Source organism: Thiorhodococcus drewsii AZ1, assembly GCF_000224065.1.
In the GTDB taxonomy this organism is placed as follows: domain Bacteria; phylum Pseudomonadota; class Gammaproteobacteria; order Chromatiales; family Chromatiaceae; genus Imhoffiella; species Imhoffiella drewsii.
The window spans coordinates 73,543-86,685 of record NZ_AFWT01000003.1; the positions used below are offsets into that span (position 1 = coordinate 73,543).

Consider the following 13,143-nt stretch of genomic DNA (forward strand, 5'->3'; position numbering starts at 1 on the left):
GCCTCATGTGTTCGAGGATAGACGTCGCCCTTCTGCTGGGCGTCTGTCTGACCGTGCCGGTTGCGTCCGTTGCGGCGGATGCGTCGGCTCAGGTTCTGGCGCCCGGCTACCGGGCGCTGAGCTTTCCTCCGCCCGAGCCGGGCTCCTATCGTCTTCCAGTCATCGGTCCGGCTGCAGGCGGCGAGCTCCTGTCGGATACGGGCGAGCCGGTCCGGCTGGAGGATCTGCTGGCCGGTCACTACAGCATCTTGAGCTTCATCTACGGCAGCTGCGACGACGTCAACGGCTGTCCGCTCGCCACGGCCGTGCTTTACCGGCTCTTCCGTGCGCTCAAGGCCGAGCCCGAGCTGGCCAGCCAGGTTCGGCTGCTGACCCTGAGTTTCGACCCGGAGCACGACACACCCGAGGTGATGCGTCTCTACGGCGCCGGTTTCCACGGCGGTCCGGTCGACTGGCGCTTTCTGACCGCGGCCTCCGATGCGGCGCTGGCGCCGGTGCTGGACGCCTATGGTCAAGGCATGAACCGTCTCTATGACGCGCAAGGCCAGCCGAGCGGTCGTTTCGCCCATGTGCTGCGGGTCTTTCTCATCGACCCCGAGCGGCGCATCCGCAACATCTACAGCGTCTCCTTTCTCCATCCCGACCTGCTACTCGCGGATCTGCGTACATTGATGCAGGAGGAGGCGGTCGATGACGGGGCCGCGCGGACACCGCCGCCCGACACAGGAAGCCGCGCGCTGCTGGCGCGGGCGGCGCGTCCGCCGCTCGGTCTGCCGCCGCTTCCAGTGATCGAGGGACAGCCGCTGACGGCCGAGAAGGTCGATCTGGGGCGGCGTCTCTTCCTCGATCGGCGTCTCTCCTCGAACGGGACCCTCTCCTGCGCCCTTTGCCACATCCCCAACCAGGGCTTCACCAGTCAGGCCATGTCGCGCGCCGTCGGTATGGAGGGGCGTTCGCTCAGACGCAATGCGGCCAGTCTCTTCAATGTCGCCTACGTCCAGCCGCTCTTTCTGGATGGACGCGAGCGCGGGTTGGATACCTTGACCTGGCAGGAGCTGCTGGATCCCGACCGCATGGGCAATCGCTCGGTCGCCATGGTCTTGGATCGCTTGGGCGAGCTGCCTGAATATCAGGGGCGGTTCGAGCGGGCGTTCGGGGGTCGGGGCGCGAACATGGAGACGCTTGGCGAGGCCATGTCCGCCTATCTGCGAACACTGGTCTCGGGGAGCGCGCCCTTCGATCGCTGGCGTTTCGGTGGCGAGACGGATGCCATGGACGTGGCGGCGAAGCGTGGCTTTCGGCTCTTCGAGGGCAAGGCGGGCTGCGTCCAGTGCCATGCGATCGGTGAGCGGGACGCGCTCTTCACGGACAACCGGCTGCACGATACCGGTATCGGTTGGGCGCGCTCCATGCATCCCGAGCCGCCGCGTCGACGGCTGGAGCTGGCTCCGGGCGTAACGCTCGATATCGACCCCGCCGCGCTCGCCGGAACCGAGGAGCGCCGCTTCAACGATCTCGGGCTCTACGAGGTCACCCAGAATCCCGCCGACCGCTGGCGCTTTCGCACGCCCAGTCTGCGCAACGTCGATCGGACCGCGCCCTACATGCACGACGGCAGCCTGCCCGATCTCGCCGCGGTCGTGGACTATTACGATCGCGGCGGTCATCCTCACCCGGAGCAGGATCCGCGCATCCGACCGCTCGGTCTGAGCGCCGACGAACGGACGGACCTCATCGCCTTCCTCCGCGCACTGACCGGCGACGATCTCGATCGCCTCGCCGCCGATTCCGCCAGCACGGAGCCGTAGGATGGGTCGCGCACAGCGAAACCCATCGATTCCCGCGCCGAGCGTCCGTCGAGCCTGGCGCGGGATTGCGCGCCCGATCGCCGCTGGCTGCTGGTGTCTGATGTGCTGCATCCTGTCGCCCGCTTCGGCGGCGGTAGACGGACCCGGCGACTATCGCGATGGCTACGCATCGGCGGACTATCGCACCCGCTCCCTGGCGTTGAGCGGACGTGTCGGCCGGGAGGCGGATCTGCTGGCGCTGACGCGCGATCCGCCGCTGGGGCTGCCGCCGCTTCCGGTACCGGCCGACAATCCGCTGACGGCCGAAAAGATCGCGCTCGGGCGCAAGCTCTTCTACGACCGGCGTCTCTCGCTCAACGGCACCCAGTCCTGTGCCATGTGCCACATCCCGGAGCAGGGATTCACCAACAACGAGCTGACAACGGCGGTCGGTCTGGAGGGCAGGGACGTCGGTCGCAACGCGCCCACGCTCTACAACGTCGCCTACCTGCGCCGGCTCTTCCACGATGGACGCGAACGCAGCCTGGAGCACCAGGCCTGGCAGCCGATGATCAATCCGCTGGAGATGGCCAATCCGTCCATCGGTGTCGTACTCGAACGTCTGCGAACCTGGCCCGATTACGCAGGACGTTTCGAGTCCGCCTTCGCTGGCCGACCAGCCAGCATGGAGAGCGTCGGTCAGGCCATCGCCAGCTACGAGCGCACGCTGCTCTCGGCCGATTCGCCCTTCGATCGCTGGTATTTCGGCGGCGAGCGCGATGCCCTGAGCGCATCGGCCCGGCGTGGTTTCACGCTCTTCACCGGCCGCGCCGGATGCAGCGGTTGCCACACCATCGGCGAGCGGAGCGCGCTATTCACCGACCAGGAACTGCACAACACCGGGGTCGGCTACCCGAGCCCGAATGAGCGCGGACGGACCGAGCCGCGCCGCGTCCTGTTGGCGCCGGGCGTCTACGGCGAGCTTTCCGCTGCGGCGCTTTCGTCCGTTTCGCGTCCCCGGCGGACGGCCGATCTGGGTCGCTACCGCATCACCCGGGATCCGGCCGATCGTTGGAGCTTCAGGACGCCGAGCCTGCGTAATGTTGCGCTGACCGCACCCTATATGCATGATGGGCGGTTCCTTCGCCTGGAGGAGGTCGTCGCCTTCTACGACCGGGGCGGGGTGTCCAATCCGTTGCAGGATCCGCGCATCCGTCCGCTCGGACTGACGGCACGGGAGTCCCGGGATCTGGTGGCCTTCCTGACCTCGCTCACCGGCGCGATCGAAACCCTGGTGCTCGATGCCTTTGCCGCTCCGATCGGAGACGTCGGGAGCGAGCGTCGTCCCTCATCCGCTGAATAAGGCCGTGTTATCCGTTTCGATTCGATCTACCGATTCGCGCCGGCCATGGCTGGGAGCTGAATCTGGATGCGTTTTCCCATCTGGCTGTTGGCCATTTTGCCGCCCCTGTTCTGGGCCGGGAACATGGTGTTCGCCCGCGCCCTGCACACCGAGATCCCACCGCTCGCCCTGGCCTTCTGGCGCTGGTTGCTGGCCCTTGCGGTCATGCTGCCCTTTGCCGCCGCTCCGTTGCGCGCCCAGTGGCGACTGGCGCTGCCGCATTGGCCGATCCTGACGCTGCTCGCGCTGCTTTCGATCAGCGGCTACAACACCTTCGTCTACCTGGGGCTGCAGGACACCACGGCGACCAATGCGGCCTTGCTGACCTCGACCATGCCGGTGCTAATTCTGGGATTTTCCTTTCTGCTGCTGCGTCAGGGCGTCACTGCCTGGCAGGGACTGGGAATTCTGCTGTCGCTGCTGGGCGTGTTGGTCATCGTGACTCAGGGGAATCCATCTCGATTCGCCGATCTGGCGTTCAACCGTGGGGATCTCTGGATTCTGGTAGGCGCGCTGAGCTGGGCGCTCTATTCGGTCTGTCTGCGCTGGCGTCCGTCGGGGCTCGATCCCCTGGTTTTGCTTACCATCCTCATCGCGATCGGGCTGGTTCCCTTGTTCCCGCTCTATCTCTGGGATCTCGCCCAGGGGCACCGTTTTGCGCTCAATCCGGTCAATCTCTCGGCGATCGGCTATGTCGCCGTCTTTCCCTCCGTCGTCGCCTATATGGTCTGGAATCTGGCGGTGGCCCGGATGGGGCCGAACCGGACCGGACAGTTCATCCATCTGATTCCGGTCTTCGGCGCCCTGCTTGCGATGCTGCTGCTCGGTGAGCGGCTGGCGCTTTTCCATGGGATAGGGATCGCGTTGATCGTGCTCGGCATCTGGTTCGTGACCCTCTTCCGCGCGGATGCTCGGTGACGGCTATCGGGTCCGAGGCAGCGCCGATTCGAACCGCCGGTTGCTCAGATGGCGTATTCGCTCCCGTCGGCCTTCAGCGCATGGTCGATGACACGGCGGGTGAGATGCGGGGCGAACAGCTCGATGAAGTCGTAGGTGTAGCCGCGCAGCCAGGCGTTTCGGCGTAGACCCAGATGGGTGACGCTGGAATCGAACAGGTGTCCGGCGTCCAGCATCCCGAGCCCGATATCCAACGAGGGGTCGTAGGCCATGCGGGCGACGATCCCGATGCCGAGCTCCATGCGCACATAGGTCTTGATGACGTCCGCGTCCAACGCGGTCAGTACCACCCTGGCCTCCAGTCCGTGGCTCTGAAAGGCCCGGTTGATCTGGTTGCGTCCGGTGAAGGCCGAGTCGTAGGTCACGATCGGCCAGCGTGCGATCTCTTCCAGGCTGAGCGACGCGCTATCGAGGATCGGATGCCCGAGCGGGGCGATGATGCAGTGATTCCACTCGTAGCAGGGCAGGCTCAGAAGCTCTGGATAGTCGGCGACCGATTCGGTGGCGATGACCAGATCCGCCCGTCCGGAACGAACCAACTCGCACACCTGCGGCGGATTGCCTTGCTGAAGGGAGAGACCGACCTGCGGATAGCGCTCGATGAAGGCGTGGACCACCTTCGGCAGTACGTAGCATGCCTGGGTGTGGGTGGTGGCGATGGAGAGCTTGCCCACCGACTCGTTGTTGAACTCGGCCCCGACCTGGCGCAGATTGTCCAGATCGCCCAGCATGCGCGCGGCGATCGCCAGCACCTCGTGTCCGGGCTCGGTCACCGCGACCAGACGTTTGCCCTGGCGGGCAAAGATCTCCACGCCTAATTCGTCTTCCAGCTGACGGATCTGCTTGGAGACGCCGGGTTGCGAGGTGAAGAGCGCCTCGGCCGCTGCCGAAACATTTAGTCCCTGGCGGACGACTTCGTGGATATATCTGAGCTGCTGAAGGTTCATGCGCTGCGTCCATGTCATAACCTGCGGCTATATTAACCTGGCCGCTGATGGTTTGCGCGTGCTATGGGGGCGTCTGGGGCGCGGGTCCGATACGCGCATGAGCGGTTAGCACCGACAGACTCATCCGGTCGCAACTCTGTTGCGGCCCGATGCCTTGGAGCGATAGAGGGCATTGTCGGCCCGTTCGAGCAATTCTTCCAGTCTGACGTCTGAGCGCCCATCGGTGTTGGAGGTGCCGAGACTGAGTGTGACGATGATGTTCTGCGGTGGGGTGCGACGGAGGGTGATGGGCGTTTCGGCGATGAGCCGGCGAAACTGTTCGGCGGCGTTCGCGGCCGCGTCCTCGGTGCAGGGATAGAGTACGAAGAGAAACTCCTCTCCGCCGTAACGTCCCAGGCTGTCGCCCGCGAGGGTGTGCGCGCGCAGCCGGCGCGCGACCTCGCACAGTACCTGGTCGCCCGCCAGATGGCCGTTGCTGTCGTTGATGACCTTGAAGAAATCGATGTCGGCCAGGACGACGCTCAGCGGTCGCTCTTCGGCCCGAGCGCGTGCGAGCTGCATGCCGAGGTGTTCGATGATCGCGCCTCGGTTCAGCAGACCGGTCAGTGCGTCGCGGGTCGCCTTGTGCAGGAGTGCCTCCATCGCCTGCTGTCGTAACTGGATGGTGGACAGGCGCTCGGAGAAATGGCTGCCGAAGATGCGGATGAATCGGGTGTCCAGATCATTGAATGGGTCGCGCCGTGCGGCCACGGTCAGAAGGCTGGTGCAGTGCCCGAGACGGATGAAGGGTAAGACCAGAATCTCGCTGATGACATTGCCTTCGAGATGATCCGGTAGCCGTGGGTTGTCCAGGATCTCTGATCGCTTGACCTGTATTGGCATCTGGGCGGCCAGATGATACGCATCCCAGGGATGGAGGTTGTCCACTTCCGCGAGATAGGCCTCTCCACGAAAGCCGTCGATCACCCGGAAGCCCTTCCCATTGGGTATGACCATGCGCCAGCAGGCGACGTTGGCGAAATATTTCCAATGGGTTGCGACCAGACGTGCGATCTGCTGGATATCTTCGGTTTGTTGGATGTCGTCGAGCAGTTTGAAGAGCGCCTCGTAACGCACCAACTGCTGTGTGGTTCGTTCCTGCCAGTCCGATTTGGGTTCTGTATCCATGTACCCTTCCCCAAGCGGTCACTCGGAATGAGGCTCGCCGCAGAGTGCGGCGGGCGTCAGAGAATGGCCCGATAGTTCGGATCCAGATCCATCTTGAGCGAGCTGGTGTAGATGTTGAACATGGACGCCAAGTCGATTACGGCGATGATCTCGCAGATCTCCTCCCGGCTGAAGCCCTCGTCCATCAGCGCCTCGAAATCCGCGTCCTCGACCTGATTGGGGTCCGCGACCACCTTGTTCGCGAACTCGACCACATGCTCGTAGTAGGGTGGCAGGGTGAAGGCGGCCTCGGCATGGACGAAATTGGACAGGTCTTGGAATTCCAGCGCCTTGTCGAGACCAAGCACACTCTGGGCATGGCAGGCCGAGCAATAGCGGGCGCCATGTTTGGCGGAGACGGCAAACACGATCATCTCTTTCAGCGGCAACGGCAGACTGCCACTGAACAGGGTCCCTTTCGCCCTTTCCCAATAGGCGCGAGCCAGCGCGGAGCTATGACCCAGGCTTTTCATCCAGATCGGTACCGAGCTGTCTCCGGTCATGCGCATATAGTCGTCATAGACCGCCTGCGTCTCGGGCGATGCGTCTTCGTATTCGGTCAGGATGTAACGTTGCATGTGCGGCTCTCTGTTTGGTCTGTTAGATCAGGTTGTTCGGCGGAAGCCCTGGGGGCAATGCCTGAATCCCGTGACCGATTCCTTGGGAGCGGTCGCCCTCTCTTTGAAGTGGAGGGTGAATGAGGTGAATCGTTGTCCTTCCGACACCTTACGTTGACATCTTAGAGGCGGTCGATCTGAGAATAGCATCACAAACAATCCGTTTTTTGCGTCCTCTCTTCGCGACAATGGCGGGTCGGCGTGCTTGAACGAGTCGGCTTCGCCCCCATGCCAATTGGCTGCTTGAACCTGCGTCAGCATCCAAGGTGATACTGTCCTTGACGTCGATTTATCCTCAATGGACAGGAGGTGAGGGCGCGTCGCGTTAGCCATCTTTCACACGCCGCTTGTCTCGACAACAGACTCTATTCGTTCTCTGTTTGAGAGATGCATCCTCGTTGCTCTGTGCCACGATGTCGGAATGGGCGTTCAATCCGGCTGTGTCGGCTCAATGCATCGATCAGACGCTCGTCACACCCACCGCGCCAATGGGTCGCGTCGCGCGCGGGCATCGGGGCGATCACGACTACTTCGGAGACACCTATGGCTGTCGATACATCCTCATCCATCAATCTGTTCGAGGGGGACTCCTCTCCCCCTGATTCCGCTCGATCCAGTCGGCGTGTCGGTTGGAGTCCAAGGAAATCACCTTCCGGTGGGAACGAGTCGCTCCGGGCGTTCGATTCGCTTCTGGAGCCGGGGCGCAATTGCTGGCGTCTGGAGCAGGTTGGCCGACTCGCCGTGCTGGTCGATGGCGAAGACTATTACGGGGTCGTGCGCCAGGCGATGATCCAGGCGCGCCGACGCATCGTCATCGCCAGTTGGGATCTGCACAGTCAGCTGAGCCTGGTCCGCGATGGCCGCGACGACGGCCATCCGGTCCGACTCGCCGAACTGCTGCGTCATTTGCTGGAGCGCACCCCGGAGTTGGAGGTGTTCGTCCTGCTTTGGGACTATGCCCCCATCTACGCCCTGGAGCGCGAGCCGCTCTTTCTGGGGGATCATCCCTGGGGCGACGACCATCCTCGCCTGCATTTCGTCAAGGACGCCAGCCATCCGGTGGTCGCCAGTCAGCATCAGAAACTCGTTGCCATCGACGGGAGCATCGCCTTCTGTGGCGGCTTCGATTTGAGCAAATGGCGTTGGGACACCAACGCGCACCCGTCTGAGGACGAGCGTCGCGTCGATCCGGACGGCAATCCCTATCCGCCCTTCCACGACCTGCAAATGCTCGTCGACGGACCTGCTGCGACCGCCATCATGGATCTCTTCCTGGACCGCTGGCGTTGGGCGACCGGCGAGACCCTGGAGCCCCTGTCTGCTTCGGATGACGCGCCGGCCCCCTGGCCTCAAGGCGTGGATCCCATGTTGCGGGACACGCGGGTGGGGATCGCCCGCACCTTGCCCGCCTACGGAGAGCGCCCCGAGTCGCGTGAGATCGAACGGCTGTATCTGGATATGATCGAGGGGGCGCGCGACTGCATCTATATCGAAAACCAGTACCTATCCTCCCGCTCCCTGGTCAAGGCGCTGTGTCGCTCGCTCAGGCGCCGGAAGGGGCCGCAGGTGGTCGTCATCCTGCCGCAGCGGACCGGCGCCTGGATCGAACAGCACACCATGGATGTGCTGCGTGCGCGCATGCTGGCGCGGATGCGCAGGCTCGACCGGCACGGACGGCTTGCCGTCTACTATCCCGACGTTCAGGGGCTGAGCGACGGCTGCCTCATGGTCCACGCCAAGCTCATGATCGTCGACGATGCCGTGCTGCGGATCGGATCCTCCAACCTGAGCAATCGATCCATGGGGCTCGACAGCGAATGCGACCTCTGCGTCGTCGCCAAGGACGCGCAAGAGGTCGGCGCCATTCGCGCCTTGCGCCAGCGGCTGCTCGGTATGTTCCTTTCGGTCGACTCCGAGCGGGTCGATGAGGCCGAACGTCAGGCGCGCGAGCAGGGCGGTGGGATTCTCCAGGCGCTCGAACGGCTGCGCGAGCAACAGTCGGTGCCGGACGCGGATCCTCCGATTCGGCTCGCGGTCCTCGACGGCGAGGTGGATCCCGAATGGAACCGGCAGCTCCCGGACGAGCGCATCCTTGACCCGGATCGGCCCATCGACGGCGATCTGGTCACCAAGGTCGTGGTCGGCGGAGAGGAGCATACCCGGCATTTGCGCTGGCGACTCATCCTCGGTGGCGTCCTGGTGGCGCTCTTCGTCGCGCTGGCGGCCAGCTGGCGCTGGACCGCTCTCGGGGACTGGCTGAAGCCAGAGACCTTGGCGAGCCTGGTGCAGGGACTGAATCACGCCGTCTGGGGGCCGCCGGTTGCCGTCGCCGCCTTCGTCACGGCCGCCGTGATTGCCGTGCCAGTAACCCTTTTGATACTGGTGTCCGCTCTGGTCTTCGGGCCGGTGACCGGGGCCGTGGTCGCTCTGAGCGGCGCCACGCTCTCGTCCTATGCCGGCTATGGGATCGGCAGCTATCTCGGTCGCCAGGCCGTGGATCGCATGTCCGGGGGCGGGCTGGGCCGGCTGAGTCGCCGTCTCGCCCGCCACGGCATCCTGACCGTCGTGACCGTGCGTATCGTTCCGGTGGCGCCCTTTGCCGTCATCAACCTCTTCGCCGGCGCCTCGCATCTGCGGCTGCGCGATTTCTTGATCGGCACCGCGATCGGCATGACCCCGGCCATCTTGGCCATGGCGGTCTTCGCCGAGGGACTCATGTCGCTCATCGGAAAGGCGGACCTGCGCGCCGTGGCGCTCGTTTTCGTGGGTGTGTTGGCGATCGCCGGGCTGACCTGGTACGGACGACGGATGCTCGCCGATGACCGATAAGCGTCGGTCCCTGACGGTCGCGACCTACAACATTCATCGCTCGATGGGGTCGGATCGCCGCATCGACGATGGGCGGATCCTGGATGTCATTCTTGATTTGGACGCGGATCTGGTCGCCTTGCAGGAGGTCGAGACGCCGCTCAAACCGGGGCCGGAATACGTGCCCCTGATGCAGCGCCTGAGACACCAGGGCTACCGGCCCCTGCTGGGGCCGACGCTGACCTCGGAACTCTCGAGCTATGGCAACGTGCTGCTGAGCCGGCTGCCGGTCAAGATCCATCGGCAGCGGAATCTAAGCTACCCCGAGCGCGAACCGCGCGGCCTCATCGAGGCGGTCATGGACATGAGCGGTGCCGATCCAGCAGGGGCGGCGGCGCCGTCGGAACTTTGCTGTCTCGCGACCCATCTCGGGCTGAGCGTCGCCGAGCGCCGCTGTCAGCTCGCCCGGATCTCCGAGCGGCTCGGCCAACTCGCCAGGCGACCGAGTGGCATGCGCCCGACCATCCTGCTCGGCGACTTCAACGAATGGCGCCGACATCCGAGACGGCTTTCGGCCATCGACGCATGGCTCCAACCCGCCCCGATGCGTCGCTCCTTTCCTGGCGTCTTTCCGCTCTTTCCGCTGGACCGCATCTGGTTCGGTGGCGGCCTGACGCTGGACGCACTGGAGGTGATCCGCAGCCCGCTGACCCGTGTGGCTTCCGATCACCTGCCGTTGAGGGCGTCTTTCCTCTTGTGATCGGGCATCGATCGCCCGCCGATGCGCTGGCCCAGAGTCCGAGGCCATCGTAGTCCGCATGCGCTGCCCTGGGCGGGGCGTCGAGGGCTTGCGCTTTTGCCACTGAAACGGCGGGTCGGCACGCTTGAAGACGTCTAATTCATCACAATTTGGTGATATTGTGTAAGCCTGTACCGGTATCCAATGTATCCTTAGGCATTGAGGCATCCTTCGAGCATGAGAGTACAATCCGGCCGCTCCCGGCCCGGGAGTCCATCAGGCGTTTCGCCATCTCTCCGCGCCAAGACACCCTAGATCTTTAGCGTGCGTCGAGGCAATCAGGGCTATTCGGAGCCCCCGTGGCTATCGATACATCCCCATCCTGCAATCTGCCCGGCGAGCGCATTCTCGATCCGGATCGGTCCATCAATGGCCAGCTGGTCTTAAAGGTTGCAGGCGGTGGGCCAGAACGTGCGTGATATGCGTCCGCGCGTAGCATTCAAGCTAGATTAAGTCGTATTTCTATAGAGGTTCCAACGGTGGCCAGTCAAGCAGCAGTACGTGAGTCCATACAGGGCCAACCCTTTAACGATGTGCTGAACGAGTTGCACGCACATACCTTCTCCGGTGCTCCCGGGGAGTCCGACCCTTTTACGCTGAGCGAACTCGAACGCGAGTACATCGCCTATTCGCTGGGGCTCTACTATCAATGCGACCACTGCGTCCAGTACCACGGGCGTGTGGTCGAGCGGGTTCGCAAGAGTCTCGGTAACGATATCTGGGCATGGCAAGACGAACTGTTGAAGGTGGTTCTCTTCCTGAGGACCAGTCGCGCCAACGTCTCGTCCAGAGAGTGGGAGGGTTGGGTCGATGCCTGGCGTCGTTTCGCCGGGCGCCTGCATCATCATCAGGCGGGATTGGCCTGTAACATCGCCTATGCGGTCGGCATCGCCCGTGCCGACGAGCATCTGATGGACATCGCCTTCGAGTCCCTGCGAATCTTCTATCCGGATGACGAGATCCTGCTCGGTGTCATCCGCGATATCGACCGGGTCGTCGTCTTTATGAAGGCCGCGACATCGAAAAACCGCACCGACCCCATCGTGCGACGTCAACTGGGCGGTCAAGGCATTCGCGTCTGACACCCTCGGGCTGACGCAGACGTTTACGCCCCTTCCCCAGCAATCCCCACAGGGACGGAGTCCAGGGAGAAGCCTGCGTCCTGTCGAACAGGGCTTGAGCCTCTTCCCCTTCCTTGGTGAGAAGGGGCCGAACGATTCGGGTTCGATACCCCCTGTGGCGGCCTCTGATGGCGTGACGCCGGTCCCGGAAACGGCTCCGGCGTCTTCCTGTTCCGCGTCCTCAACGCACCGCTTGTACGCGTCCCTTGACGCAGCTCTTTTGATTGGTCGAGTCGGATGTCGGCGGCGCGGCCTGTATCAGCGTGTCTAGATCGGCCGGGGTGGCGATGTTGCCCTTGAGGTTGATCCAGAGCTCGGCGATGAGGTTCTCGCCTCCGACCTTGGTGCAACGGATGAGGACGCGTTCTCCGGCACCGGAGCCGAAGGCGTCGTCGAATGCGGACCGGATCTGATCGCGGGTCAGCGTCTGGCCGATATGCTCGGCGAAGAGTTGCCGTACGCTGGAGGCGTTGAGTGCCTTCAGAGCGGCCATGGCCTCGGTGAAGTATTCGTCGGGGTCGCTCCCCGCGTCCGGGCCACTTTTGTCGCGTTCGTAGCAGGTGCCGTGCTTGGGCCATTCGTGCAGGTGCAGGCCGGATTGCACGCCTGGCATGGCGACCTTCAAGTCGTTCATCACCTCGGGCGAGAGCCTGATTTGCGTATCGTCATCCTGGCTGCCCTTGCAGCTCACGGGGCCGCCTCGGCCGCAATAGCAGGGAAAGATCGCGGTATCGTCCAGATCGTCGGGCCAGAGTCCGTGGAGCGCGAAATGGGTGGCGTCGAATCGATCGGGTGTCTGTGAGCGGCATTCCTTCTTGTCGCGGCCCTTCGCGGTGGCGCAGAAGCTGGGCTGCCAGCTGGCGGCGAGGACGTATTCGATGCTGTCCTGGGCGAGGCCGCGGGCTTCGGTGCTGGTGGGCTGGGTGCTTGGTGCTTGGCCCTGATCCGGGGAGATCACCAGGCTGTTTTTGGGTGCGTAGGCGCCGCAGCTCATGGGAACCCAGCGGGCTTGCGTGATTGGGGCGTCCGGCACCTTGATCTGGTAATGGGTGCCCGGCGTGGAGTTGCGCCCGATCATGTCGTATGCGCGTCGGATTTCGAGCCGGATGTTGCCGGGGTTGCCGCTGTCCTTTTTCTGGTTCGCCTCGCACTTCGCGAGGGCGATGAAGTAACCCTCCAGTCGGACCTGCTGTGCGGCCGAGGGCATGGCGATCGTGAGGGTCAACAGGGCGCAGGTTAAAGCGATGGATCCTTTCATGGCGGACCTCCGTCCAGGGGATTGTGCGTGTCGAGCGTGCGCATCGATTCCAGGGTGTCGTAGCCCGGATGCAGCATAGCCGAATCTGCGGGTGTCTTTGCGGTGCCTCTGGGGTTCGCTGCGCTGCACCCAGACGACGTGGCCTGTGGGTTAGTGCTGTGAAAAGTTATGCCTTGGCGTTATATGCAAAGCGATAAGTATTCTTTTCGTTCGCGGGTTGTGGTGGCTATCGTTGAGTCAT

General features: G+C 63.7%; 10 protein-coding genes. 6 read left to right on the top strand and 4 right to left on the bottom strand.

All coding sequences use genetic code 11. The features are described from left to right. Nucleotides 1–5: 5 nt before the first annotated feature. The 3 genes from THIDRDRAFT_RS02710 (at nt 6) to THIDRDRAFT_RS02720 (ending at nt 4,107) form a co-directional block, all read left to right on the top strand. Nucleotides 6–1,808, top strand: a complete 1,803-nt coding sequence (locus THIDRDRAFT_RS02710) for a cytochrome c peroxidase (protein WP_007039259.1) — start codon at nt 6–8, stop codon at nt 1,806–1,808. 1 nt (nt 1,809) lies between these two features. Then, complete coding sequence (locus THIDRDRAFT_RS02715; RefSeq protein ID WP_007039260.1) at nt 1,810–3,150, top strand: cytochrome-c peroxidase; 1,341 nt, start codon at nt 1,810–1,812, stop codon at nt 3,148–3,150. Nucleotides 3,151–3,216: 66 nt separating this feature from the next. Continuing rightward, a complete protein-coding gene (locus THIDRDRAFT_RS02720) occupies nt 3,217–4,107 on the top strand; it encodes a DMT family transporter (protein WP_007039261.1) in 891 nt (296 codons plus the stop codon). A gap of 44 nt (nt 4,108–4,151) precedes the next feature. On the opposite strand, the gene THIDRDRAFT_RS02725 is transcribed toward THIDRDRAFT_RS02720, so the two are convergent. The 3 genes from THIDRDRAFT_RS02725 to THIDRDRAFT_RS02735 form a co-directional block, all read right to left on the bottom strand. Then, the gene (locus tag THIDRDRAFT_RS02725) at nt 4,152–5,093 is read right to left on the bottom strand and encodes a CysB family HTH-type transcriptional regulator (RefSeq protein ID WP_007039262.1); all 942 of its coding nucleotides are present in this window, start codon (nt 5,091–5,093) and stop codon (nt 4,152–4,154) included. Nucleotides 5,094–5,213: 120 nt separating this feature from the next. After that, entirely contained in the window at nt 5,214–6,260 is a 1,047-nt protein-coding gene (locus tag THIDRDRAFT_RS23530) for a GGDEF domain-containing protein (protein ID WP_007039263.1), read from the bottom strand. Between the two features lie 56 nt (nt 6,261–6,316). Beyond that, nucleotides 6,317–6,877, bottom strand: a complete 561-nt coding sequence (locus THIDRDRAFT_RS02735; protein WP_007039264.1) for a carboxymuconolactone decarboxylase family protein — start codon at nt 6,875–6,877, stop codon at nt 6,317–6,319. 582 nt (nt 6,878–7,459) lie between these two features. Between THIDRDRAFT_RS02735 and THIDRDRAFT_RS02740 the strand changes: the two genes are divergently transcribed. From THIDRDRAFT_RS02740 to THIDRDRAFT_RS02750, 3 genes are all read left to right on the top strand, one after another. Next, the gene (locus tag THIDRDRAFT_RS02740) at nt 7,460–9,745 is read left to right on the top strand and encodes a VTT domain-containing protein (protein WP_007039265.1); all 2,286 of its coding nucleotides are present in this window, start codon (nt 7,460–7,462) and stop codon (nt 9,743–9,745) included. Beyond that, the gene (locus tag THIDRDRAFT_RS02745) at nt 9,735–10,484 is read left to right on the top strand and encodes an endonuclease/exonuclease/phosphatase family protein (protein ID WP_007039266.1); all 750 of its coding nucleotides are present in this window, start codon (nt 9,735–9,737) and stop codon (nt 10,482–10,484) included. The genes THIDRDRAFT_RS02740 and THIDRDRAFT_RS02745 overlap by 11 nt, the downstream gene beginning before the upstream one ends. A 518-nt stretch (nt 10,485–11,002) precedes the next feature. After that, nucleotides 11,003–11,605 carry a hypothetical protein gene (locus tag THIDRDRAFT_RS02750; RefSeq protein ID WP_007039267.1) on the top strand — a complete coding sequence of 201 codons (603 nt, stop codon included), beginning with the start codon at nt 11,003–11,005 and terminating at the stop codon, nt 11,603–11,605. A gap of 220 nt (nt 11,606–11,825) precedes the next feature. Here the strand turns inward: THIDRDRAFT_RS02750 and THIDRDRAFT_RS02755 are convergent, their stop codons facing one another. Next, entirely contained in the window at nt 11,826–12,902 is a 1,077-nt protein-coding gene (locus tag THIDRDRAFT_RS02755; protein WP_007039268.1) for a ribonuclease T2 family protein, read from the bottom strand. Between the last annotated feature and the right edge of the window lie 241 nt (nt 12,903–13,143).